We start from the raw sequence: 22,616 nt of genomic DNA on the forward strand, positions 1-22,616 counted from the left end.
GAGGTTATATGTCAAAGAAAGAGAAGAAGAAAGAGGTAGTAATAAGCGTGAAGAATCTGGTAAAGAAGTATGGTGATTTCACAGCAGTAGACGGAATCAGCTTTGATGTATATGAGTCAGAGATTTTCGGCCTTTTAGGTCCTAATGGAGCTGGCAAGACGACGACTTTGGAGATAATTGAGACTTTGAGGGATGAGACTGAGGGAACAGTTGAAGTACTGGGTCTTTCGATCAATAAAGATGCAAAGAAAATCAAGCAGCTTATTGGAGTGCAGCTTCAGCAAGCAGGGTTCTACCCAAACTTGAACCTTCTCGAGCTCATTAACCTGTTTGCAGGGCTTTACGATGTTAAGGTAGATGCTATGAGTCTACTTGAGAAGGTAAACCTTACCGATAAGGCCAAGGTGCAGGTGAAAGCGCTATCTGGAGGTCAGAAGCAGAGGTTCTCAATCGCAACAACACTTGTAAATAGGCCGAAGGTCATATTCTTAGATGAACCAACAACCGGCTTGGACCCGCAGGCTCGTAGAAACCTTTGGGATCTGATTAGAGAGATTCGCGAGAATGGTACAACAGTAGTAATTACAACACACTACATGGATGAGGCCGAATTTCTGTGCGACAGGGTTGGAATTATAGATGATGGTCAGATTATTACAATTGCACCACCAGGCAAGTTGGTAGATGAGCTACTTGAGAGAGGATTTAAGAGGAAAGAGAAGGTAAAGGATGCCAACCTCGAAGATGTGTTCCTCGATCTAACCGGGCATGCCCTAAGAGAATAAGCTAACCTATATAGAACCAATATGAAATTCATTAAATCTTTCCTAGCGATGCTAAAAGCGGATCTCATCTCTACAATGAGAAATCCGTCCAGCATTGTTTTCGGTCTCCTATTTCCTCTGATCTTCATTGTAGTATTTGGGTTTATCGGTCAAGGCGGGCAAACCTATACAATAGCTGTCAAAGAGGGCTCGGATACAGATAACCCGATCTATGAGGCGCTTGAGGAGATCGACTATATTAAGCTAGATACAGAGATGAGTAATGAAGAGGTAGAGGAGAAGCTAAAAGCAGGTAGAATCAGCGCGCAGATGAATATCGTTGAGAGAGCGAATGAGAATCAGATGCCAAGCTACCTAGTAGACCTGAGGCTTAGCGGTGCAGAACCAGAGGGATCGCAGGTTGTGCTTTCAACAATTCAGGGTATCGTCTCACCGATGAATCTGCAGATTGCAGGAGTTACCGAGCCTCCAATAACTGTTGAAACAGAAAACGTTGAAGGTCGGCAGTATAAGCAGATCGACTTTATCTTGCCTGGCCAGCTCGGCTTCGCCTTGATGAGTACAGGTATTTTTGGAACAGCTTTTCTATTTGTGAGCCTGAGGGCAACTTTGGTACTTAAGAGATTTGCCGCAACACCTGTAAAGAAGAGCTCAATCCTCACCGGCCTAGCAGGCAGCAAGCTAATGTTTGCTATCATGCAAGCGGTGGTAATCATTGGCGTTGGCTACTTCTTCTTAGAATTTACTCTGGTAAATGGATGGGTGACTTTCGTAGAAATGCTGCTTCTCTCAATGCTTGGCTTGATCATATTCTTAGGGATGGGTCTGATCGTCAGCAGCATTGCGAAAGATGAAAATTCAGTACCACCATTGGCGAACATTATCACATTGCCGCAGTTCCTATTGGCAGGCACTTTCTTCCCAATCGAGGTTTTCCCGGAGTGGCTGCAGCCAGTAAGCAAGATCTTGCCTCTGACCTACCTTAACAACGCCCTTCGTGCTGTATCTTTTGAGGGCGCAGGCTTTTCAGAGATTGCCTCAGATGTAGGAATACTTTTGCTTATGACTGTTGTTGTATACGCAGCGGCAATCAAGCTGTTCAAGTGGAAAGAGTAATCGATAATCCGACCACCCCGACTCACTTGCGAAGACTAAGTGGGTCGGGCAAGTGAGTCGGGGTGGTCGGGTAGACAGTTAGTCGCCGATTACGCGCATCTCTACATCTTCCCAGTTCACGATCTTCCAGAATGCATCAACATATGCGCCTCGATCATTCTTATAGTCGAGGTAGTAGGCATGCTCCCATACATCGAGTACCAGTACTGGGTCAAATGTTACCAAAGACAGCAGATTGTGCTTCTCGAATGTCATTACAACTAGGTCGTTGGTGGCGTTTGCGCAAAGTGCTACCCATCCTGAGCCTTCCACAGCTTTCCCTGCTGCTGCAAACTCTGCCTTAAATGCTTCGTATGACCCAAACTGCTCTGCTAGCAAGCTTTGCAATCTATCAGAAGCCTCATTTTCCTCTTCTGCTGCCCGCATATTTGCCCAGAAGATCGAGTGCATCAGGTGGCCATTGAGGTTAAAGCTAAGGTCGCGCATAACAGCCTTCACATTGATCTCCTTGCCCTGTCGGCCTTCTTCAAGCGTCTTCAGCGCAGCATTTGCTCCGTTTACATATGCAGCATGGTGCTTATCATGGTGAAGCTGCATAATCTCTCGGGAAATTACAGGCTCTAATGCTTCATATGCATAAGGTAGATCTGGCAAAGTGTACTGTTTGACCATCAAATTCATCTCTAAAAGTTTATCCAATTAATTTTACCCCGAATGTTGGCGTGAGTCTAATTGATAGCACAATATGTAGACAGCAATCGGGTCATTAGTTACTATTAGAGAGTTAACAAATAGCTGCCATGACACCTCAAGAATCAAAAAACATTCAAATAATTTTCGCTTCCGCCTCTGGCAATGTTGCAGCAGTGTGTGAAAAGGTAGCCGAAATTCTCAATGCAAACGGCTTTGTCGCTCAACTTCATCGGGCAGAATCAACAAAGTTTGAACTAATTGCAGCAAACCAGCTTTTTATCTTTGCCACTTCTACATGGGAGCATGGTGTAATTAGCCCATATTTCGAGCCACTTCTAAAAGAGATATCGAAAAATAGTGTGGAAGGTAAGTATGCTGGGTTTATTGGATTAGGTGATACAAGGTATGAGCCTGTTCTTTTCTGTGGTGGAATGATTACGCTGCAAGAGACATTTGAAAAACAGGGTGGAACTTCGATCTCAGTACCGCTGAAGATCAACGGGGACCCATACTCACTGCTTGATAATATGGTGACTGATTGGACCAAGAAATTTATTAGTGACCTAAGCAATTTTAATTACCGCAAGGCCGAAAATGATGCCAAAAGTGTTGTAAATAATATCGAAGAGAAGGAAGAGGCGCCGAAAGACATTTCAATATGAGCAAGTATCGACGTACAGTTGTAAAAGTAGGAGGTGAGTCAGGCCAAGGGATCAACTCGGTTGGTGAGATTTTGAGTGATGCTTTAAAGGGAGTCGGGTATAAAGTCTTTGCATATCGCGAGTATCCCTCACTTATTAAAGGTGGCGTCGCAGCATTTCAGATTGAATGGTCAGATTTGCCGATAAGTAGCCCAAGCGCGAAGTGTGACCTACTTGTATGTATAAGCCGAGCTACGATATATGAGTATCTTCAAACCCTTAACAGTGACGGCCTCTTGATTCACTCACTCCCCAAAGTTCACTTCAATAAGGAGGAGGAGAAATTCATCCAGGAAAACAGTATCAAAGTACACTACGTCAAAGCCGATGAATTAGCGCTTCTTGAGGGCGGCAATAAGATAATGGCTAATGTTGTACTGATCGGACTTATATGGAAGCTAATTGGTGAGAGCTATGAGAGCATCGAAGGCTCAGTACTAGAGGTATTTGGTAAGAAAGAGCAGTTTATTGAAGGAAACAAAAAATCGCTAGCTGCAGGGTACAATTATGAAGACGCGGAGATGAAGATGTCGGTAGATGGCTATGCTAAGGATGCAGCTTGGGCAGAGAGCTATGTGCTAACAGGAAGTCATGCATTCTCTTTGGGGACGCTCTCCGCAGGCATGAAAGCATACTATTCCTATCCGATGACCCCATCATCACCAGTTCTGAGCTATCTTGCTGAGGTTGCTAATAAGAAAGATCTGATAGTGAAGCAGGTAGAGGATGAGATATCGGCTGTGCAGATGGCTATAGGCAGTATGTTTATGGGTGCGCGAGCGATGACTGGCACCTCTGGTGGGGGTTTTGACCTGATGACGGAGACAATCTCAAATGCAGGCATAGCAGAGATCCCACTGGTAATCTTGCTGGCTCAGAGGCATGGTGCCGCAACCGGATTGCCAACATGGACCGGCTCATCTGACTCTGAACCTGGCTCTGTATGCTGGCCACGGCGAATTTCCCCGCTGTGTTGTGGCCGTTAGTGATCCAATCTCTGCCTATACCAGAATCCAGGAGGCATTCAACATAGCTGAAAAGTATCAGCTTCCAGTGATAATTATGACCGATAAGAGCATCGCCGAATCGCTCTATAATATTGATAAACTGCCACCAGCCGATTGAGATTGAACGAGGATTAGTCGGAAAAGATGAGCTGTCGCAGCTTGATTCTGGGAGCAGGTATAAGATTACTGATAGCGGCATATCACCAAGATGGCTGCCTGGACAATCAGGGCCGACCTATAACGCAAACAGCGATGAGCACGATGTAGATGGCGATAGCACAGAGGCGGCTGATGTCACAAAGTCTATGGTAGATAAGCGACTTCGCAAGCTAGATCAACTAGCACAAGAGATACCAGATCCGGAGCTGTATGGCACAGCGGAAGCTGACATCTCGTTTATCGGATGGGGGAGTGTGAAAACAAATATTGTTGACCTGATGCAGCTAATAAACAATGGCCAGAACAGCTTCACAGCAAATTATCTGCACTACGAGTATCTATGGCCATTTAAAACCGAAACGTTAATGCAATTTATAGATAAGGCAAAGAAGGTGGTAATTGTCGAAAATAACGCAACTGCCCAGCTTGCCGGCCTGATAGCCAAAGAGGCTCATGTGAGCATCTCCAATAAGCTGCTTAAGTATGATGGTAGACCATTCTTCTTGGAAGAGCTGGTACAATTTGTAGAAAAAGAGCTAGGTAAAAAAGTAATTATTAATAAATAAGTATGGGACACGTCTGCTCAGTCACACATAAAGACTACAACTCGGACAACATTTACACCTGGTGCACCAATTGTGGTAATTACGGCATCCATGGTGCATTGAAAAATGCCCTGGTCGAAGAGTGTATAAAGCCTACCGACATAGTGCTTTGCTTCGATATCGGCTGTAATGGCAATGGGTCAGATAAGATTGGGGGATACCGTGCGCACACATTGCACGGTCGTGTTATTCCCTTTGCGATGGGTGCGGCAATTGCAAATCCAAATGTGCATGTTGTTGCCTCTGCCGGGGATGGCGCTACGCTTGGTGAGGGAATTAATCATTTGATCCATGCTATCCGCTCCGATGTAAATATCACATTTATCCTGCATAACAACTGTAACTACGGACTGACGACTGGCCAAGCCTCCCCCACAACTCCGATGGGAGTCGAGATGAATAGCACACCAGGAGTTGTTGAGATCCCTCCGATTAATGTAGCCCAGCTGGCTCTCTCTTTGAACCCATCTTTCTACGCGAGGAGCTTCTCAGGAAATGTGAAGCAGCTTACACAGCTAATACGGCTTGGGATTCATCACAACGGGTTCAGCCTGGTCGAGGTGCTTCAAGATTGCCCAACTTATAATGAGGCAACGCCACACAACTGGTATCTCGAGAGAATCTATGATATTACCTCAGTTAACGATTACAGTATAAATAACCTCGAGATGGCGCGTGAAGCTACGGCTGACCTTTCTGGGCATATTGCTACCGGATTGCTCTATAAGAACGGACTAGACCAAGGATTTAGAAAGAGTGTTGCCACATTGGATCATGCGCCGATAGAGATCAAAGATCTACTTGATGAGTTTAAATAGCCATGAAGCGTACAGCAGCAATTTTCACACTTTTTGTTCTTGCCTCAATATTTGTAGTGATAGCCAATACCTACATTATCTATAGCTATGGTGATGAGAAGATATATGAGAAAGTTGAGCATGTAGAACAATACGAGTATGGAATCTTATTCGGCGCAGGGGTAAATAGTGATGGTACAGCTGAAGATCCATTGGCAGACAGATTGAAATTAACTGCTGAGCTGTATAACGAAGGTAAAATTGAAAAGATATTAGTCTCTGGCGACAATAGTGACAGCCATAATAATGAAACTGATGCAATGATTGAGATATTAACTGAAAAGTTTGGTGTGTCCGAAGAGGATATAATTGAAGATGAGAAGGGTGTAAGAACCTTTGAGACATGCAAAAGAGCAGGTGAGCAATATGACATCGAAGAAGCTCTCTTAATTACCCAAGGCTTCCACCTACGACGAGCAATCTACACATGCGACAAGCTAGGGGTTGAAAGCGCAGGAATATCGGCTACAAGCAGGACATATGAAGGGCATTGGTATTACGAGATGAGAGAATTTTTCGCAATAAACCGAGCCTGGATTGATCTACAGCTGGACTAGCTAAAGAGAATTAGCGCTTCTTTACAAAAAGCTTCACATCGACTGCGACTGCGCGATCCTCAGTTACGATCAATGGGTTAATGTCTAGCGATGATATGTCAGGGTAAAAATTCACCATCCGCTGTACCTTCATTATCAACTCCTCAACCTTATCGACAGCCAATTTCTTCTGACCGCGGTAGCCTGTGAGGATTTTGTGAACCTTTGTTTCGGCTAGCATCTCACTCGCATCATCCTTGGTGATATTCAATACACGGAGGGCAGTGTCTTTGTACAGCTCGGTGTATATACCACCAGTACCGATTAGCAAGGTATGACCAAAGCCAGATGTAGTAGTGCTTCCTTCCCGGTCAACCCCAACAATCAACTCTACACCGCCCATAATCATCTCCTGGGCAAGCAGTCGGGGCTTGGCAGGGGATACGAGCGAAGATACCTTTTTGTACAGTGTCTTAAAGGCCTTCTCGACATCTTTCTCGCTGTCCAGATTGAGGTAGATATATTTCTCGTCGATCTTGTGGACGACATCCTCACTGACAGCCTTAAGGACTATTGGAGTTCCCGCTTTCTTACGAAAATCTAGTGCCTGTTCAAGTGTACTTACGAGTGCCTCACGAGGAAGATCCATCCTAACCTCTTTGCAGATATCTTTGGTTATCTCTTCCTTAAGCACCTCCTCATTTTCGCTTGCAAACGATCTGACCTGTCGGCTGGATCTTCCAGGGGTAGTAGAGATTGTGCTTCGTCGCCCCTGTTTCTCAGTAAATTCTTTATAGGCAACCATCTGCTTTAAGGAAAATACGGCCTCCTCAATATATTGGTATGCGGCTATCTGATTGCTCCACAATCTGTCTAAGCCCTGCATTACATATTTTTCACCGATGAATACGGGAATGATTGGAGTCTCTGTCCTCCGATCGTAGTTAATAATAAGCTTGGCGGTATCTTCAATCTGCGTGGTCAGCTGTGGAGTGAGTAGGATAATGATCGCATCGACATTTTTATCTTTGTCCAATGTATCCAACACAGCTTTATAACGGTCAGACATCGCATCTCCCAGTACGTCAATCGGGTTATGAATGCTAGCTGCTGGCGGGAGAGATTTTTTGATTATTGATGAAGTCTCGGCGGTAAGCTTTGCAAGCTCCAATCCATTCTTCTCTAGGTGGTCGGTAAGTATAATTCCTGGTCCGCCTGCATTGGTTATAACTGCAACTTTGTTTGAATCAGGTATCTCAGATCTGGAGAACATCATTAAAGCACTTAGCATCTTCTCCTCGCTATCAACCTGGATTACCCCATACTGCCTCAGAGCAGCCCTGATCACGTTCGCACTACCAGCTAGCGACCCTGTATGAGAGGCTACAGCCCTCTTTCCTGCCTCGCTTTCGCCTGAGTGGAGCAATACGATCGGCTTCTTCTTATTGTTTGCTATTATGTCCAAGAAACGACGTCCGTCGCTAAACTGCTCGATGTATGCACCGATAACTTTTATAGAATCGTCTTGAAGCCACTCAGTTAGAAGGTCGAGCTCGTTAATATCAACCTTGTTGCCCAGAGATACGAAATATTTAAAGCCAAGCTTTCTGTTGTCAGCCAGATCAAGCAGTGCGGTATTAAATGCGCCGGACTGCGACATAAATGCTACATTCCCAGGCATTGGAGCCTGTACAGCAAACGATGCGTTAAGCTTGCTATCTGTGAATGTCACTCCAAGGCAGTTCGGACCAATAATTCTAACGCCGTGCTCTCTTGCAAAAGCGGCAATCTGCTCCTCAAGCTTTCGTCCTTCGAAGCCGGTTTCGCTGAATCCTGCGCTGATAATGACAGCATATGGCACTTTCTTGCGAGCGCAATCTTTTATTACATCAAAAACAAATATTGAGGGTACAACTATGATAACGAGATCTACTTTGCCCGGAATTTTGGAGACTTTAGAGAAGCACTTCTTGCCATATATTTCACGGTACTTTGGGTTTACTGGGTAAAGGTCACCGTCGAAGCCACTTTTCTCTATGTTGTCGTAGACAACCGTGCCTAGCTTGGTTGGGTCGGCGGAAACACCAACAACTGCCACCTTGCTTGGGTTGAAAAGTCTTTCTAATGATGTGGTCATTAAGTGGGCAGCGTAATTTAATCTTTCTAATCAGCTATGGTAATTGTCGACGTTGACGCTGATGATATAATCCTTTTACAACATAGCATATAAATAGTGGTAAGTTAATTTTCGGCATGACTCATAGATTGAAGATCGAAAAATTGAATGAGAAAGGATACGGCGTTGCTCATCTGGATGGGGTGAGGTACTTTGTTGCTGGTGTGCTGCCTGGTGAGCTGGTTGATGCTGAGGTTGTAACAAAGAAAAAGGGGACAAGGTATACCAAGGCTGTGCTGATTGTTGAGAAAAACAAAAATCGTGTATTGCCAAAAGATCAGGAAAGCTATCTTTCAACCTCACCCTATCAAATTATGGCACAAGGTTATGAAAACGAAATTAAAAAAGAGCTAATCCAAAATCTCTTCACTGAGATTGCAGATACACAGCTACCCGATTCTGATGTAATTGCCTCGGACAAAGAGTATAAGTATCGCAATAAGTTCGAGTTCTCATTCTACATAGATGCAGAGGAGGCAATATCCCTAGCCTTTCATAAACGCGATAGCCATAGAGGCAAGCAACCAGTAGATACAGTCGCGCTAGCGCCAGATAGAGTGAATGATTTCATGAAGCAGTTCATTAAAGAGGTAAACCAACTCCACAAGGCAGGCAAGTTGCAATTTGCGGATCTAAAGTCGCTTGTCGTACGATACTCATTTCATGAAGACAAAATCGTATATGCACTCTATCTTAAGAATGAGATCAAGGCCCTAGAATTTAATGAAACAGATACCGAGCAGTACGTTAAAGGGTCAATTCAGCTCTATTCAGATCCTCGAAGCCCAGCCTCCGTTGCCTCGGGAGAGATCAGCAGAAGCGGAGAGCTAGAGCTTATTGAAAAAGTAGGGGATTACAGCTTCGTGTATGGATATGATTCGTTCTTCCAAGTAAACCCACAACTTTTTGCTCAAACAGTTTCTGATATCAAAGAGTATCTTGCGAAGCAATCTAATAGAAACCATCTTTATGATCTCTACTCTGGCGTTGGTACAATCGGCATATCGCTCGCCGATATGTATGACACAGTTAGTCTGCTTGAGCTCTCCGAAGACTCTCCAATTTATGCCAAAAAATCAGCCGAATTAAATGACATCAGCAATGTCACAGCCGTCGCAGGCAAGGTTGAAGCGAATCTAGATTCAATTGACCGAGGAAAATCGCACGTTGTTGTTGACCCGCCTAGGTCTGGTTTACACCTGAAATTGGTTGAGAAATTGCTCGAGCTAAAGCCACAATTGTTGATCTATCTCTCCTGCAATCCGAAAACTCAGGCAGAAGACTATAGGAAGCTTAGCCAGATTTATGATATAAAATTTAACAGGGCGTACAACTATTATCCAAAAACGCCGCATGTAGAAAATCTGTTAATACTTGAACCAAGATGAAGCTTCTTACATTCAACGTAAAGCTAAGTACGTATGTAGACGAGATAATCGCCACGATCGACTCAGTCATGAACGGCGATCAGCCCGATTATATCTGCTTGCAGGAATATCAGCCGAACAAGCAGCTTGAGAAATATCTCACCGAGAAAGGTTATAGATATTCAACATTCGAGTATCTATTTAAAGAGCGGAAGCAGTGGCATCAAAATCTTCTCACCGCTTATCGCAAAGATATCGACCTCCTAAACACATATACAACAATATTAAATGAATCAAAATTACTCGGAGAAACCAAAGGGGTAATGATAATGGAGGTAAATAGAGATGGTCAGAAAGAGTTTGTTGTTAATGTCCACCTGCCGATATTGCGCAAAGACACTGTCAAATTTGAAGACCTGATAGGCTTTGTTAATGAGAATACTGGCTCACTTAACTACCCGGTTTATATCTGCGGTGATTTCAATAGCGTACGCAAGAAATCTCACGATATGCTGGTAAAACTGATGGAGGACAGTGGCTTCAAAAATGTTTGCCCGAGCAAGGAGACATTTAGCTATCTTACAAATAGCGAGATCCGAACAGAACGAAAGCACATAGACCCAATTCTAGACAAGATTAAGTTCAAGAACGACTGGATATTTGCGAACCTTAAAGCCCTTGAAAACATGAGCGTCTACTCGCAGATATTGCACAATGCTTTGGGATCAGACCATGACCCAGTTTACCTCGAGCTTGAGAAGCAGGCGGCCTAGGAGTATTATCAGCCTGGGATTGGCAATTACTAACCCCATTGCTAACTTATGATTCTTTCACAGATGTTTGGAACATCACTCGCCGACACGATTTATCAAAGATTTTACAAGCCTCATCTTTTTAGGCAGGATCCAGAGACGGTACACGATAAGCACTTGCATTCCGGTACTATACTTGGGAAATCAGCTGTTACTCGCGGCCTTACCTCGTTTGCTTTCAGTTATAGTAATCCGGCGCTTCAGTGCGAATTTGATGGCGTAAAATATCTGAATCCTGTGGGGCTCTCCGCCGGCTTTGATAAAGATGCAAACCTGATGAGCATAATGCCTTCGGTAGGATTTGGCTTTATGGATGTAGGCTCTGTGACATATAAGCCGTATGAGGGTAATCCACAGCCCAGGCTATACAGGCTGCCTAAGTCAGAAGCCTTGGTTGTCTATTACGGCCTGAAAAATGAGGGCTCGGAAGTAATCATCGAACGGGTCGCCAAATTTCAAGAGAAAGATTTTCATGTAAATATCTCGATAGCAAAGACAAACTGCAAAGAAACAAGCACACTCAAGGGTGGGATTGAGGACTACTATCAGTGCTATAAATTGTTTGCCGACCGTAAAGTCGGGTCAGCATATGAAATAAATATCTCATGCCCAAATACTTTTGGCGGTGAGCCATTTACAACTCCTGACAAGCTTGATCCACTGCTCGCAAAACTACGAACAGTGAAAACCGATAAGCCGCTTTATATTAAGATGCCTATCAATCTGGACTGGGGTGATTTTGATGCATTGCTTCAAGTAGCGGTTAAGTACAAGGTGAATGGGGTCGTGATAGGGAATCTGACAAAGGTGCGCGATGCCAGGCTTATCAAAGATGAGATTCCGGAGAACATTAAAGGCGGGATTAGCGGAAAACCAACGCAGGAGCTAAGTGACAAGCTTATATACGATACTTATGCAAAATATGGAAAGGATCTTACAATAGTTGGTGTTGGCGGGATCTTTTCCGCTGAAGATGCATATAGGAAGATCAGGCATGGGGCAAGCCTGGTACAGCTGATTACAGGGATGATCTATCAGGGTCCGCAGCTGATTGGGAAGATAAACAAAGGGCTTGTTGGTCTTATGCAGGAGGATGGCTACGCTACAATTTCCGAAGCAGTCGGAGCCGATCATCGGCATTAGGCAAGTTGCACTTTGCAAGTGCGACTTCGCGAAGGCGGAGTTTGTTTGACATTCGACTGTTTCATGCACAGAGTTGTTCTCACAATATGCAAATGCTATCTTAAATAACTGCTTAAAATCTTGTGGATCGACCTAAATGAAACTAATGCCTAAACGAATTGCTACGCTTCAGTTTAACAAAATCATCCTTTACCTCACCTACTCAGACATTGTAATCCTCTCCGCATGGGGGCTTATCAATCCATTTATCCAGCTCTACATGGCAGAGGAGATTAATGGCGGTACTATAGCTGCTGCAGGGTTCGCTACAACAATATTTCTTGTATTTAAAAGTGTTTTTCAGATGCCGGTCGCAAAGAGGCTTGATGCCAATGGTGGAGAGTATGATGATTATAAATACCTTGTAGGAGGCTCATTATTAGTTGCATGGACTGCATTCCTTTTTGCTTTTGCCACAGAAGTATGGCATGTCTATGTGATACAGGCGCTTTCAGGCTTCGCATTAGCCCTCACATTTCCGTCTTTCAACGCCATATTTACACGTCACCTCGGTAAGAATCAGGAAGCGATGGGGTGGGGGTTCTACGATACGATTGTTGGCTTGGGAACCGCATTAACCGCAGCTCTCGGTGGCTTAATGATTCAATATTTCAACTATCGAGCGATATTTATGCTCGTGGCTATTGCTTCTGTGCTTGGAACGCTATACATCGTCGCGATCAAGGACAGCCTCTATGACTTTGAGGTCAAGAAAGGATTTAAAGGGCAAGCGAATTCCCTAAAAGGTGACAAAGCTTAGGCAAGCTCAAACTTCTTAAGCAGCTTCTTATTTCCCTCGATCTGGTATTGCAGCAGATCAGCATAGATACCTGGCTTAGTTGATAGCTCCTGGGGATTACCGATTGCCTCGATACCCTTATTGTTTAGCACGATTACTTTGTTGGCGTTCTGGATGGTTGAGAAGCGGTGAGCAATTACGATTACCATTCTGCCCTCTACCAATCGATCTACTGCCTCGCTTACCTCACTCTCGGACTTGGCGTCGAGGCTTGAAGTTGCCTCGTCTAGGATCAATATAGGCGCATCCTTGTAGATAGCGCGTGCAACCTGGATTCGCTGCTTCTGTCCACCTGAGAGGCGGATACCGCGTTCACCAACCTCGGCGTTGATTCCGCCCTTCAGGTTGGATACAAACTCCCAAGCATTAGCTTTCTTCAGCGCATCAACCACTTTGTCGTCGTCCAGCTTAGATCCGTATGCTACATTTTCTTTTATTGTAGTTGAGAAGAGCTCGCTAGCCTGGAATACAAGCGCGATATTCTCACGGACAAACTTGTGTGAAAGCTTGCTATACTGCTGGTCGTTGAGGTAGATCTCTCCCTCTGTTGGCTCATACAGCTTGAGCAGGAGATTGGCAATCGTAGTCTTGCCAGCACCGCTTGGGCCGACTAGGGCTACCATCTCATTGTGCCCAATTGAGAATGACACTTTATCCAATACTTTCTCGGAGGTGTCGTACTTAAATGAAACTTTATCAAACCTAATTTCTGGTTTCTCCACCAATTTTACCTTTTCGTTGCCGTCAAAGTCCTCACTTGTTGGGAGATTAATGATCTCGATAAACTCTTTTGATCCTGATTCAATTGCCTGAATCTGCTCTAATATATATGACATGCCGAATAGCGGATATCTAGCTCGCTCAACAAGCTGCATAAGCACGATTACAGTACCAACGGTGATTACACCGATCAGGGCGTTATAGAAGATGATTAAGCTAGTGGCGAAAAGCACCAGATAGAGCGATGTCTCACGCACGAAGTCGATTGCGTGGTACTCGTTGCTCTGTTTCCAGATAATCTTGTTAATCCCGGCTAGATAGCCAGAAACCAAGCCGTACTCTTTCGGCTCATTAGTGTAGCTTTTAACCAGCCTAATGTTGCTGATTGACTCCTGAATTCTTGATCGTGATTGATCCTCTATCTTATTCTTCTTCTCTTCCCGCTTGCCCCAGCGCTTAGTCGAGTAGCGGCTAATTGCAGTGTAGATAGGGATAATAGCAACCATGAGCAATCCAAGCGCCAGGTTATAGTAGATCAAGATTCCGATAACGATCACACCTTGCAAGAAAGTTGGGATAATAAAATTTGTAGATACATTAACAAAGCCCTGGATTGAGACAATTCCGCGGCTGAGCTGACTCAATATTTTGCCTGACATTTCCGAGTCGTAGTAAGACTGAGGGAGTGAGAGTGCTTTCTTGTAGAAGATCTCGGTCAGGTGCTTGCGTAGATGGCCTCCTAGGTGGTCACCAAGTCTCTGTCCTACTGATCGGATCACTAGGTATACAAGCGTGGAGAAAAGCGAAATCGAGATAAGCCGTATGAGCTCTGTGTAAACTTTATCTTCTGCTCCTACCTGCTGGATTACTTCGTCAAGTATCTTTCCTGAGAGTAGTGGTGTAACGAGCTCGAAGAGAGTGCCCACTACGAGGAGAAGTGTGAGGGCAATCATAAGGCCGTGGAGTGGCTTTGAGAGTCTTAGAAGTGCGAATAGGTTTTTCATGTTGTTCTATATATTCAATTTAACTAACAGATCTATGTTTGAGGGGCTCGTAATCCCTCTCAAATATCTCTCCATTAACAATCCAGAAGGCATAACCATTAAATACCAAGTAATCGCCAAGCCTACCTATCTGTGTAGTATTTGACACTGTCACTTCAAAGTCCTCCTTCATTTTCTGCGCAGTTACTGGCTTCTTACTCTTTACAAGTAAGTATTCATTCTCCTCTCCAATTACTTTCTTGTTCTCTTTGAACGAAATAGCTGAAATCACCCAATAGTCCACTTCATTAATATCAGTTGCAATATACCCTCCTAGTTTAAGCTCAACTGGCCCCTCATTTGTATGGATAAGTCCGTTAAATTCTCTCAATACTTTCGGTGTAATTTCTTTAACCTTTGTGATGGACTTCTTAATGTACTTATCACCGGACTTTTCCAAGAAAAGCTTGTATTTTTCATAGCTGTATTTTCTCATTCTCTTGTGTCACTAGGCTTAAGTTCTAACCCTTTTCCTTATTCGCTTACAGCTGGTGTGACACTTCTCTTGGTGTCGGGGAAGGCGTGCATGCTGTTCACTTCGTTCACAGTGCACGACATCACTACTTCAAGCTGCTCATTTCATTCGCAGTGAAGTAAGTGACACGACTTGTCACTGCCTCCTTTGGAGTGCAGCTTCAACACTAGTCTCCATGGTCTAGAAACGAGCACCTTCGGTGTTCATTTCTAGACCATCGGGGAAACAGGACTTGGCTCTGCATCCCCCGGCTTAAGCTCATTTCGTCGCTTAGCTCCTCATTCGCTAACAGCCGACGTAAACCTGCTCCGCAGTTTCCGCGCATGTCTCCACCCATTTACCAAAATAGTGCAACACTATTTTGGTAAATGGTCGGGGAAACAGGACTTGAACCTGCGACCTCAGCTACCCGAAAGCTGCGCTCTAGCCATCTGAGCTACTCCCGAGTATTCAACATTAAGCAACTGAGTTCTACTACAGTTGCGCGATCTTGGCTTACGAGGCAATCCTCGTAGAGGACTCCCGAGTGCACCCAAAAACACTCCCAAAAGACCTCACCACTAGAGATTTTAGCATAAAGACGGGCTAAATGTCGCTTCTATCCAATCAAGATGCTGTGTAGCTGCTTGATAAATTCAACAACCACAGCCGAAGGAAGTAGGCTCACTGACTCGATACCATTGTCGTCGATCATGATCCACTCCTTCTGCTCGACGGTTATATCTTTGCCCTTGCCAGAATAAACATACTCTTTTGTTATCTCAAAATCGTCAACCATCTCACCTACAATATCAAGCGGTACAGCGTTGCGAAGCAGGACTTTTGGCACGCCGTGTAGCCCAAATGCCTTGCGAATTAGCTCATCATCCATAACCAACCGATCCTTGATTACCTCTATTCCCTTGTCATCTCCCTCTTTGCCAACCATTCTGTGTGGCTCGCACTCAGGGTTGTCACATTTAATGAAATACTCATTGTTTTCCTCGTCATACTCAATCAGACTAGTTGGAAAAAGAGTCAGGTGCCTTGAGCTGTTGCATACCGGACAGATTCTCCTGAATTTTATTCTTTCATTAATAACTGCTTCAGGCAGGTCAATCAGCACAAAGATGTCAGGGTCGTTTCTATAGTTAATCAGATCCCTAAAATATAATGAATATGAGATCTGATCCATATTTCTAGGGAATCCATCGATAAAGAGGTTTACACGACCAGCAAGCTCGATCTCGCGCTTCACCAGTGCGAGGATAAACTCTGTAGGGAGAAGTGTTGATGTATCGCGGTTAATAAACGCTTCAAATGCCTCCTCAAGCGGGATGAAGCCACGGTAGTTTTTCTCAAGATAGTTAAATAGCTCATCCTTAGCCTTCTGATCATCTTTTACCTGGTCAGTAGCTCTTACAAGGTCACCAACAGAGAGGTGCTTGATAAGATCCGAGCCAAAAATTTCGGCTAGCAGCTTTGTATATGTACCTTTGCCTGCCATCTTCTTACCAAGTAGGTAGGCGACGAAAGTATTGTCGCGGAAATAATCCTTTAACTCGGCAATCTCTTTCGGAACTTTTTCTTGGAAATACACCTTGCGCTCGGCGGGATCAGTGAGATCAAACTCTCTTGATGATTTAGGTGGCTTAGTCTTGACGATTGGAAAATCGATACCTTTCATGTCGTGTAAAGTTGAGAACTTACTGCGCACATTATATTTGTAATTGTAGCTTTGTCAAAATCATATATCATTCCCCTTATCTATGCTAAAATCCTGCTTTCGGTAATAATTGATACACTTTTAATGAAAATAGGAATACAGGGTGGTGAAGGAAGCTTCAACCACTCAGCAGCATTAAAATATATATCGGAAAACGGCATCAAAAATGCTAAGATTGAATATCTGTATACATCGGAGCGAGTCTTGGCTGCCCTGGAGGCGGGGGAGGTTGATTTAGGATTGTTTGCGATATTTAATACTCTCGGTGGTGTCGTTGAGGAAAGTGCAGAGGCGATCGGCAAGCACGATTTTCAGTATGTCGATACGCTTTCCCTTCAGATCAGGCATTTCTTGATGTGCTCGCACGAGTGCTCAGCAGCAGACCTCAAGACGATCTATGCCCATCCACAGGTGTTTATCCAGTGCGCGCTGACACTGGGGAAACGGTATGCATCGGTTGAGCTCCGTTCGGGCGATGGCGAGATGATTGATACCGCAAGAGCAGCCCAGGCCTTGGCATCTGGAGAGCTTGATAAGCATTGCGCGATCTTAGGAAACAAAGATATGGCAGAGATTTACGGCTTGAAAATTGTGGACGAGGATCTTCAGGACAGAGAAGATAACAATACACATTTTCTTATTGTCCGACCCCTTAAGCAGCTAAAAGCATAGCCCAAGCCATTGGACTTTGTTACAATGATGCGAAGAGATGGATCTACTGCTTAAACTCACAGGGATAGTAATACTGCTCTTGCTCATGATAAAGAGCGCAGGGGTAATTCGTTCGTCACTAGTCTCACTTTCTTACCGTACACGGATCAACTATTTCATAAGTGGGTTTGTATTACTGTCATTTGCATCAAGTCTCCCCGAATTTTCAATCGCCATAAGCTCAGCCAGCCAGGATGTACCACAGCTTTCAGTGGGGAATCTATTCGGTGCAACATTGTTTTTGATGACTGTAACTGTTGGCGCGCTGGCAATAAAGCACCGCTCAATACCCTTTAAGACTATGTTTGGCAGGCGGGAAGTGATTATGTCTCTTCTCCTCATCTTTATGATGGCTGTTGTGGTTATCGACAAAAATCTTAGCAAAGCCGACGGAGTAATCTTAATCTCAGCCTATGTGGGACTGATACTGTACCTATTATTTAAGACTAAGCGGGCAAATGACCTAAACCCGCAGCACACGAAAATAGCAAATAGTAAGTTAATACTTCTCACCATAAAGATGGTTATAGGTGTAACGGTCTTAATTGTGGCATCAAACTTCCTCGTGAATCAGGTCGTTGATGTAGCTTCAATTCTGAAAATACCAGAGGTGTTGGTTGGTATCCTTATTCTTGGTATTGGCACAAACACTCCTGAGCTAGTTGTAGCACTAACAAGCAGCGCCACCAATGAGAATAAAATTGCAGCTGGAAACGTCCTTGGTAGTGCAACTACTAATGTAGCGATATTGGGTCTTGTAGCGATTTTAAGTCCTTATCAGCTCAATGGTTCAAGCACAATTCTTGTCGTGTCGATTATCCTGACAGTAACATGCCTAATACTAGGCTATTTCGCTTGGACCGATAAGCGTATTGTGCGCTGGGAGGGTATTGCACTTGTTTTTCTCTATCTCATTATGTTTGTTTACAGCTTGAATAAAGTGATACATTTTTGATATGGATCAGTCACAAAAGAATGTGTTAGTCCAGGAGAGAGTTGTGTCGCCTCTATCATTGTTGGTGAATCAGCTTAAATCACCGCTGGTTTTTGTGCTCATATTTGCCGCACTGATAACCACGGCTCTTGCTGAATATGTCGACACACTATTTATCTTGGTAGCGATTGCGATAAACAGTGCACTCGGTTTCTATCAAGAATACAAGGCTGAAAATACTTTGCAACAGCTTAAAAAACTGATCAATCCTAAAGCAGTTATTGTGCGCAACGGTAAGAAGTTCACGATAGAGTTGGCCGAGGTGATGGTAGGTGATATAGCTGAGCTTACCATAGAGCATCAGATTCCTGCCGATGGCGAGTTAGTAGAAGCGATGGGACTGACCGTGAATGAGGCTATATTGACCGGTGAATCCGTGCCAGTGCACAAATCACACGGCGATATGATCTATGCAGGGACAAGACTGCTGACTGGGCATGGATATATGAAAGTGAAATCGATTGGAGGCAATACTAGCATCGGGAAAATCGGAGCCAGTGTATCGTCAATTAGCGATACAAAGACACCTTTGCAGCATCAGCTCGGGAAGCTTGCGAGATATCTCTCGATTATTGCCGCACTTTGTGCCGCACTGCTTTTCCTTGTCGGCTTGCTATATGGGTATGAGCTCAGCGAGATATCGACTACTGCCGTAGCCGTAGCTGTAGCATCAATCCCGGAGGGACTAGTTGTCACGCTAACAGTAATTTTAGCGGTTGGGATGCAGAAGGTGTCCAAGCAGCAGGCTATCGTGAGAAAGCTTCTCGCAGCCGAGACGTTAGGCTCTGTTACAACAGTATGCGTAGATAAGACCGGTACAGTAACAGAGGGGGTCTTAAACGTGGTACAAGAGGATTTTATAGACAATGATCTTGCGTACAGAAGCATTAGATTGTCAGAGAATGGCTCTGATCCTCTTGAAATTGCCATGAGGCAGTGGTTGGAAAAGAAACATAGCTCACAGGTTGTATCGGGGTCATGGGAAGTGAGCGAGAAAGTGGTCGATGGCATACCATTTAACAGCAAGCAAAAGTACACTGCACTACTTGGTGAGTCGTCTGGAGGGAAAATTCTATATCTATTTGGAGCTCCCGAGGTGCTATTGGATAAATCTACTATCGATAAAAATAGCCGTGAGTTGTGGGAGGCACGTATTGCTGAGTATGCCTCCAAAGGGAAGAAAGTTATTGGTTTCGCCCACAAAGAGTACAAAGAGAATAAAAAGTTGAGCAAGAAAGATATAAGTCAGCTTGAGTGGAACGGTCTGCTCGCCCTTGATGACCCGATCAGGCAAGGAGTGATTGAGTCTATAAGGGAGTGTCAGTCTGCTGGGATTAATTTCAAGATGATTACTGGAGATTATCTTGAGACTGGAATCGCGGTTATGAAACAGCTTGGCTTGCTTGATGAGAGCGATCATGCTCGCAGATGGCACCGCGATAACAGGTGTAGAGCTTAAAAAGCTCTCCGATGATGAGCTCCGGTCTCGTGTGGGGAAGATCATACTTTTTGCTAGAACTGACCCGATACAGAAATTGCGAATAGTAGAAGCTCTACGAGCGAATGGTGAGGTAATAGCTATGACAGGCGATGGGGTAAACGACTCCCCAGCACTTAAATCTGCGGATATTGGGATCGTCGTGAAAGATGCGTCAGATATATCAAAAGAGGTGGCAGATATGGTGCTCCTGGATTCAAACTTTGGGACAATCGTCAGGGCGGTCGAGGAGGGTCGTGCCATGTTCGATAATATTAAGAAAACCGTCATGTATCTGCTTATAGGAAGCTTTAGTGAGCTGATTCTTGTCATGGGAGCTATATTGCTACAGCTACCACTTCCGATTACTGCTCTGCAGATATTGTGGGTGAACCTAGTCGAAGACGCACTGCCTGCATTATCTTTGGCATTTGAGCCAAAGGAGGGCGATCTATTAAAACAGCCACCGAGGAGCAAGAATGAGCATATCTTGGATCGCCAGATGTTAAAGATTATTGCACTATTTGTATTAATCGCGGATGCTATGATCTTTTTAATTTTCTACTACCTACATAGAGAAAGTGTGAGCGTTGAGCTAATGCGAACGGTAGTATTTGTAGGTGTAGGAATCAACTCTCTTTTCTATATTTTCGCCTGCAAATCCTTGCGTCACACAATTTTCAGCTACAATCCTTTCTCAAACAGGTTTATGGTTTTGTCAGTGTTAATTGGGATTGGCGCATTGATTGTAGGTGTACAGATGCCGATATTTAATTTGGTATTAGGCACAGTGCCGCTTTCGTTGGGTTATTGGACTTCCCTGTTTGGCCTTGGGCTGCTTAACTTGCTTTTGTTCGAGGTGATAAAGGTTTGGGTAAATCGTGGGAACCGTTCGACAGAAATGCAGTTGAGATAAAGCTATATAGACGCTTTCTTAATTAACCGAAGTTCTTAAGGAGTCAAAATTACCGATCTCAGTTCGTAAGTTAATCAAAGCAAGTCTAAGATATCCTCATGCTCATTAAAAGAAACATCATCAACAATGTTATACATACACCAGAGCTTGCTTGAATAATCGTAGCCAAGATAATCGTTGTCACTGCAATCAAATATAGGTAATACATGATTGCCAATGAAATCGCTATTCATTTCTTCTGTCGCTTTCAGTATCATATCACTCGACAGCTTACGGAGGATTATTGGTTCATCGTAGTCTGAGACATTTTCAGGGATACTCAATATCTGTTTCACTAACCTGGGTAACTTTCAGGAGTAAACAATCTCAACTTTACCCACAAATGAGCTGTCTATTACTATATTGTCAGGATTACGGATCAGATCAGCAAGTTTCATGATATTTACATATTAGATTTACTAGTAATACTACCATATCGAAGTGTCATAAAAATTCCGAATCGATGAACTCTGCTGATTATCACTCGCAGTGTAGCAAGTGACAGTACTTAAACCCGTGATCTCTACTTGCCATCCACCTGCTTGCGTTAGTGTCAGAGTCAGAGTCAGAGTCAGAGTCAGAGTCAGTCGGGAGATCCTAAAGGATGCCTCTCGCAACGACTCCCTCAAGTTCGTCGTGCTCGAAAGCACAGACTTATCACCTGCTTTGTAGCCTCATTGGTCACACTAATAAAGAAAACGACCACCTCTCGGTGGTCGTTTTCTTTATTAGTGTGACCTCGCATCGTTTCGCTTTTAGGTCGGGATTCATAGGAGGAAACAAATTAACTCTACTTCACACTAAATTTTTGGTAAATATCTAGCCAAGGGAATCTTGGGAGCTACTCTTGACAATCAAGATCATTCGTCTTTAGTGTGGACAGTATCTCCTCAATTTTGTTATCAGATATTGATATATGTGAGATGAACAAATAAATATCATCTAACTCTATTTCATAAATATACTCTTCACCAACTAATTCAAATTGTACAGGAGTAACTATCTCATAGGAGTTGTATTTATACTTCGTAAATACGTGTCCGTTAAGATCAACACTCCCAACCTTTTCAAATTCACCGGCAGATTGTGGCAGAAACACACGGACAAATTCTTGAAACTCGCTGTTGGATTGTACATATTCTTTTTCCTCTATGCTGATTCTAAATGAGGCAGTATCTTGCAGATACCTATCCTCTAGATAAACGTCAACCCCTGATGCTGAAATAGTATTGCATATATCGACCTTAACCGGGGCTCCGCTCGAGAGCATTACATATGGTTCTGGTAGAGTTATCCCAAAGCCTTTAACCAAAAAATTTGAATTGCTCAAGTCTTGAGCCGAATATGACGTCTCATTGTCATTTGCCCAAAACATTGTTTCAACACTCTCAAACCTACTTGGCATTCCACGAGTTAGCCACTCATTATAATTGATCATTACGTTATATTGCTTATACGTAAATAGTAGCGCAACTCCCAGTAAACTAACCATTACTCCCAGCAGAGTGACGTTTAGTTCTTTGCTAAAGGGCGATGACAAAAGAAGCAATAATGCTACGATGAAAAAAGGCACTATAAAGTAGTAAGCTTCAAGTCCTGTGTGGTTTGTACGATTAAGTATGGGCCAACAAATCACTCCAATAAGAAGTAGTGAATTCAGAATCACTAAGAGTATCTGAGTGAATTTTACAAGGCGTGGTTTTGCGTTTAAATCTGTTTTCATGTTAGTCTTCTGATTTGA

General features: G+C 43.8%; 22 protein-coding genes. 15 read left to right on the top strand and 7 right to left on the bottom strand.

The features are described from left to right. The first annotated feature begins 8 nt into the window (after positions 1 to 8). Both QY318_04510 and QY318_04515 read left to right on the top strand, forming a co-directional pair. Positions 9 to 785 (top strand): ABC transporter ATP-binding protein, encoded by a 777-nt coding sequence (locus QY318_04510; GenBank protein WKZ31071.1) that lies wholly within the window; start codon positions 9 to 11, stop codon positions 783 to 785. A 21-nt stretch (positions 786 to 806) separates the two neighbouring features. Continuing rightward, positions 807 to 1,901 (top strand): ABC transporter permease, encoded by a 1,095-nt coding sequence (locus QY318_04515; protein ID WKZ31072.1) that lies wholly within the window; start codon positions 807 to 809, stop codon positions 1,899 to 1,901. 78 nt (positions 1,902 to 1,979) lie between these two features. On the opposite strand, the gene QY318_04520 is transcribed toward QY318_04515, so the two are convergent. Next, complete coding sequence (locus QY318_04520) at positions 1,980 to 2,573, bottom strand: superoxide dismutase (GenBank protein WKZ31580.1); 594 nt, start codon at positions 2,571 to 2,573, stop codon at positions 1,980 to 1,982. Positions 2,574 to 2,701: 128 nt separating this feature from the next. Here QY318_04520 and QY318_04525 point away from each other — a divergent pair, with 128 nt between their 5' ends. The 5 genes from QY318_04525 (at position 2,702) to QY318_04545 (ending at position 6,480) form a co-directional block, all read left to right on the top strand. Continuing rightward, positions 2,702 to 3,256 (top strand): flavodoxin family protein, encoded by a 555-nt coding sequence (locus QY318_04525; GenBank protein WKZ31073.1) that lies wholly within the window; start codon positions 2,702 to 2,704, stop codon positions 3,254 to 3,256. Then, on the top strand, positions 3,253 to 4,281 hold the full coding sequence (locus QY318_04530) for a 2-oxoacid:acceptor oxidoreductase family protein (GenBank protein WKZ31074.1): 1,029 nt from the start codon (positions 3,253 to 3,255) through the stop codon (positions 4,279 to 4,281). The genes QY318_04525 and QY318_04530 overlap by 4 nt, the downstream gene beginning before the upstream one ends. A gap of 113 nt (positions 4,282 to 4,394) precedes the next feature. Further along, entirely contained in the window at positions 4,395 to 5,027 is a 633-nt protein-coding gene (locus tag QY318_04535) for a hypothetical protein (GenBank protein ID WKZ31075.1), read from the top strand. 2 nt (positions 5,028 to 5,029) lie between these two features. Beyond that, the gene (locus QY318_04540; protein WKZ31076.1) at positions 5,030 to 5,884 is read left to right on the top strand and encodes a thiamine pyrophosphate-dependent enzyme; all 855 of its coding nucleotides are present in this window, start codon (positions 5,030 to 5,032) and stop codon (positions 5,882 to 5,884) included. A gap of 2 nt (positions 5,885 to 5,886) precedes the next feature. Beyond that, on the top strand, positions 5,887 to 6,480 hold the full coding sequence (locus QY318_04545) for an ElyC/SanA/YdcF family protein (protein WKZ31077.1): 594 nt from the start codon (positions 5,887 to 5,889) through the stop codon (positions 6,478 to 6,480). A gap of 10 nt (positions 6,481 to 6,490) precedes the next feature. On the opposite strand, the gene QY318_04550 is transcribed toward QY318_04545, so the two are convergent. Beyond that, on the bottom strand, positions 6,491 to 8,596 hold the full coding sequence (locus QY318_04550; protein WKZ31078.1) for an acetate--CoA ligase family protein: 2,106 nt from the start codon (positions 8,594 to 8,596) through the stop codon (positions 6,491 to 6,493). Positions 8,597 to 8,739: 143 nt separating this feature from the next. Here QY318_04550 and QY318_04555 point away from each other — a divergent pair, with 143 nt between their 5' ends. The 4 genes from QY318_04555 to QY318_04570 all read left to right on the top strand — a co-directional run bounded on the left by QY318_04555 (position 8,740) and on the right by QY318_04570 (position 12,756). Beyond that, positions 8,740 to 10,023 (top strand): hypothetical protein, encoded by a 1,284-nt coding sequence (locus QY318_04555; protein ID WKZ31079.1) that lies wholly within the window; start codon positions 8,740 to 8,742, stop codon positions 10,021 to 10,023. Further along, entirely contained in the window at positions 10,020 to 10,775 is a 756-nt protein-coding gene (locus tag QY318_04560; protein ID WKZ31080.1) for a hypothetical protein, read from the top strand. The genes QY318_04555 and QY318_04560 overlap by 4 nt, the downstream gene beginning before the upstream one ends. A gap of 48 nt (positions 10,776 to 10,823) precedes the next feature. Then, positions 10,824 to 11,957, top strand: a complete 1,134-nt coding sequence (locus QY318_04565; protein ID WKZ31081.1) for a quinone-dependent dihydroorotate dehydrogenase — start codon at positions 10,824 to 10,826, stop codon at positions 11,955 to 11,957. A 145-nt stretch (positions 11,958 to 12,102) separates the two neighbouring features. After that, complete coding sequence (locus QY318_04570; protein ID WKZ31082.1) at positions 12,103 to 12,756, top strand: MFS transporter; 654 nt, start codon at positions 12,103 to 12,105, stop codon at positions 12,754 to 12,756. Here the strand turns inward: QY318_04570 and QY318_04575 are convergent. The 3 genes from QY318_04575 to QY318_04585 form a co-directional block, all read right to left on the bottom strand. After that, a complete protein-coding gene (locus QY318_04575; protein WKZ31083.1) occupies positions 12,753 to 14,519 on the bottom strand; it encodes an ABC transporter ATP-binding protein in 1,767 nt (588 codons plus the stop codon). The genes QY318_04570 and QY318_04575 overlap by 4 nt on opposite strands. A gap of 19 nt (positions 14,520 to 14,538) precedes the next feature. Further along, positions 14,539 to 14,994, bottom strand: coding sequence for a hypothetical protein (locus tag QY318_04580; GenBank protein WKZ31084.1), 456 nt, complete (start codon positions 14,992 to 14,994; stop codon positions 14,539 to 14,541). Between the two features lie 637 nt (positions 14,995 to 15,631). Beyond that, the gene (locus QY318_04585) at positions 15,632 to 16,699 is read right to left on the bottom strand and encodes a nucleoside monophosphate kinase (protein ID WKZ31085.1); all 1,068 of its coding nucleotides are present in this window, start codon (positions 16,697 to 16,699) and stop codon (positions 15,632 to 15,634) included. Between the two features lie 123 nt (positions 16,700 to 16,822). Here QY318_04585 and QY318_04590 point away from each other — a divergent pair, with 123 nt between their 5' ends. From QY318_04590 to QY318_04605, 4 genes are read left to right on the top strand one after another with little or no spacing between them, the layout of a single operon-like run. After that, positions 16,823 to 17,410: a prephenate dehydratase domain-containing protein gene (locus QY318_04590; protein ID WKZ31086.1), complete on the top strand. Its 588-nt coding sequence runs from the start codon at positions 16,823 to 16,825 to the stop codon at positions 17,408 to 17,410. A gap of 37 nt (positions 17,411 to 17,447) precedes the next feature. Continuing rightward, positions 17,448 to 18,404, top strand: a complete 957-nt coding sequence (locus tag QY318_04595) for a sodium:calcium antiporter (protein ID WKZ31087.1) — start codon at positions 17,448 to 17,450, stop codon at positions 18,402 to 18,404. Position 18,405: 1 nt separating this feature from the next. Further along, the gene (locus QY318_04600; GenBank protein WKZ31088.1) at positions 18,406 to 19,902 is read left to right on the top strand and encodes an HAD-IC family P-type ATPase; all 1,497 of its coding nucleotides are present in this window, start codon (positions 18,406 to 18,408) and stop codon (positions 19,900 to 19,902) included. After that, positions 19,862 to 20,836 carry an HAD-IC family P-type ATPase gene (locus QY318_04605; GenBank protein ID WKZ31089.1) on the top strand — a complete coding sequence of 325 codons (975 nt, stop codon included), beginning with the start codon at positions 19,862 to 19,864 and terminating at the stop codon, positions 20,834 to 20,836. The genes QY318_04600 and QY318_04605 overlap by 41 nt, the downstream gene beginning before the upstream one ends. A 74-nt stretch (positions 20,837 to 20,910) precedes the next feature. On the opposite strand, the gene QY318_04610 is transcribed toward QY318_04605, so the two are convergent. Together QY318_04610 and QY318_04615 are read right to left on the bottom strand one after the other, a co-directional pair. After that, a complete protein-coding gene (locus QY318_04610; protein ID WKZ31090.1) occupies positions 20,911 to 21,171 on the bottom strand; it encodes a hypothetical protein in 261 nt (86 codons plus the stop codon). A gap of 545 nt (positions 21,172 to 21,716) precedes the next feature. Then, complete coding sequence (locus tag QY318_04615) at positions 21,717 to 22,598, bottom strand: hypothetical protein (GenBank protein ID WKZ31091.1); 882 nt, start codon at positions 22,596 to 22,598, stop codon at positions 21,717 to 21,719. Positions 22,599 to 22,616 lie beyond the last annotated feature (18 nt).

Source organism: Candidatus Dojkabacteria bacterium (assembly GCA_030583845.1).
GTDB lineage: Bacteria > Patescibacteriota > Dojkabacteria > SC72 > JAHDCA01.

Bases quoted from the DNA above. Each gene is read 5' to 3' on its own strand.
- QY318_04510 (WKZ31071.1), top strand. From the start codon at position 9: ATGTCAAAGAAAGAGAAGAAGAAAGAGGTAGTAATAAGCGTGAAGAAT.
- QY318_04515 (WKZ31072.1), top strand. From the start codon at position 807: ATGAAATTCATTAAATCTTTCCTAGCGATGCTAAAAGCGGATCTCATC.
- QY318_04520 (WKZ31580.1), bottom strand. From the start codon at position 2,573: ATGGTCAAACAGTACACTTTGCCAGATCTACCTTATGCATATGAAGCA.
- QY318_04525 (WKZ31073.1), top strand. From the start codon at position 2,702: ATGACACCTCAAGAATCAAAAAACATTCAAATAATTTTCGCTTCCGCC.
- QY318_04530 (WKZ31074.1), top strand. From the start codon at position 3,253: ATGAGCAAGTATCGACGTACAGTTGTAAAAGTAGGAGGTGAGTCAGGC.
- QY318_04540 (WKZ31076.1), top strand. From the start codon at position 5,030: ATGGGACACGTCTGCTCAGTCACACATAAAGACTACAACTCGGACAAC.
- QY318_04545 (WKZ31077.1), top strand. From the start codon at position 5,887: ATGAAGCGTACAGCAGCAATTTTCACACTTTTTGTTCTTGCCTCAATA.
- QY318_04550 (WKZ31078.1), bottom strand. From the start codon at position 8,596: ATGACCACATCATTAGAAAGACTTTTCAACCCAAGCAAGGTGGCAGTT.
- QY318_04560 (WKZ31080.1), top strand. From the start codon at position 10,020: ATGAAGCTTCTTACATTCAACGTAAAGCTAAGTACGTATGTAGACGAG.
- QY318_04565 (WKZ31081.1), top strand. From the start codon at position 10,824: ATGATTCTTTCACAGATGTTTGGAACATCACTCGCCGACACGATTTAT.
- QY318_04570 (WKZ31082.1), top strand. From the start codon at position 12,103: ATGCCTAAACGAATTGCTACGCTTCAGTTTAACAAAATCATCCTTTAC.
- QY318_04575 (WKZ31083.1), bottom strand. From the start codon at position 14,519: ATGAAAAACCTATTCGCACTTCTAAGACTCTCAAAGCCACTCCACGGC.
- QY318_04580 (WKZ31084.1), bottom strand. From the start codon at position 14,994: ATGAGAAAATACAGCTATGAAAAATACAAGCTTTTCTTGGAAAAGTCC.
- QY318_04585 (WKZ31085.1), bottom strand. From the start codon at position 16,699: ATGAAAGGTATCGATTTTCCAATCGTCAAGACTAAGCCACCTAAATCA.
- QY318_04590 (WKZ31086.1), top strand. From the start codon at position 16,823: ATGAAAATAGGAATACAGGGTGGTGAAGGAAGCTTCAACCACTCAGCA.
- QY318_04595 (WKZ31087.1), top strand. From the start codon at position 17,448: ATGGATCTACTGCTTAAACTCACAGGGATAGTAATACTGCTCTTGCTC.
- QY318_04600 (WKZ31088.1), top strand. From the start codon at position 18,406: ATGGATCAGTCACAAAAGAATGTGTTAGTCCAGGAGAGAGTTGTGTCG.
- QY318_04605 (WKZ31089.1), top strand. From the start codon at position 19,862: ATGCTCGCAGATGGCACCGCGATAACAGGTGTAGAGCTTAAAAAGCTC.
- QY318_04615 (WKZ31091.1), bottom strand. From the start codon at position 22,598: ATGAAAACAGATTTAAACGCAAAACCACGCCTTGTAAAATTCACTCAG.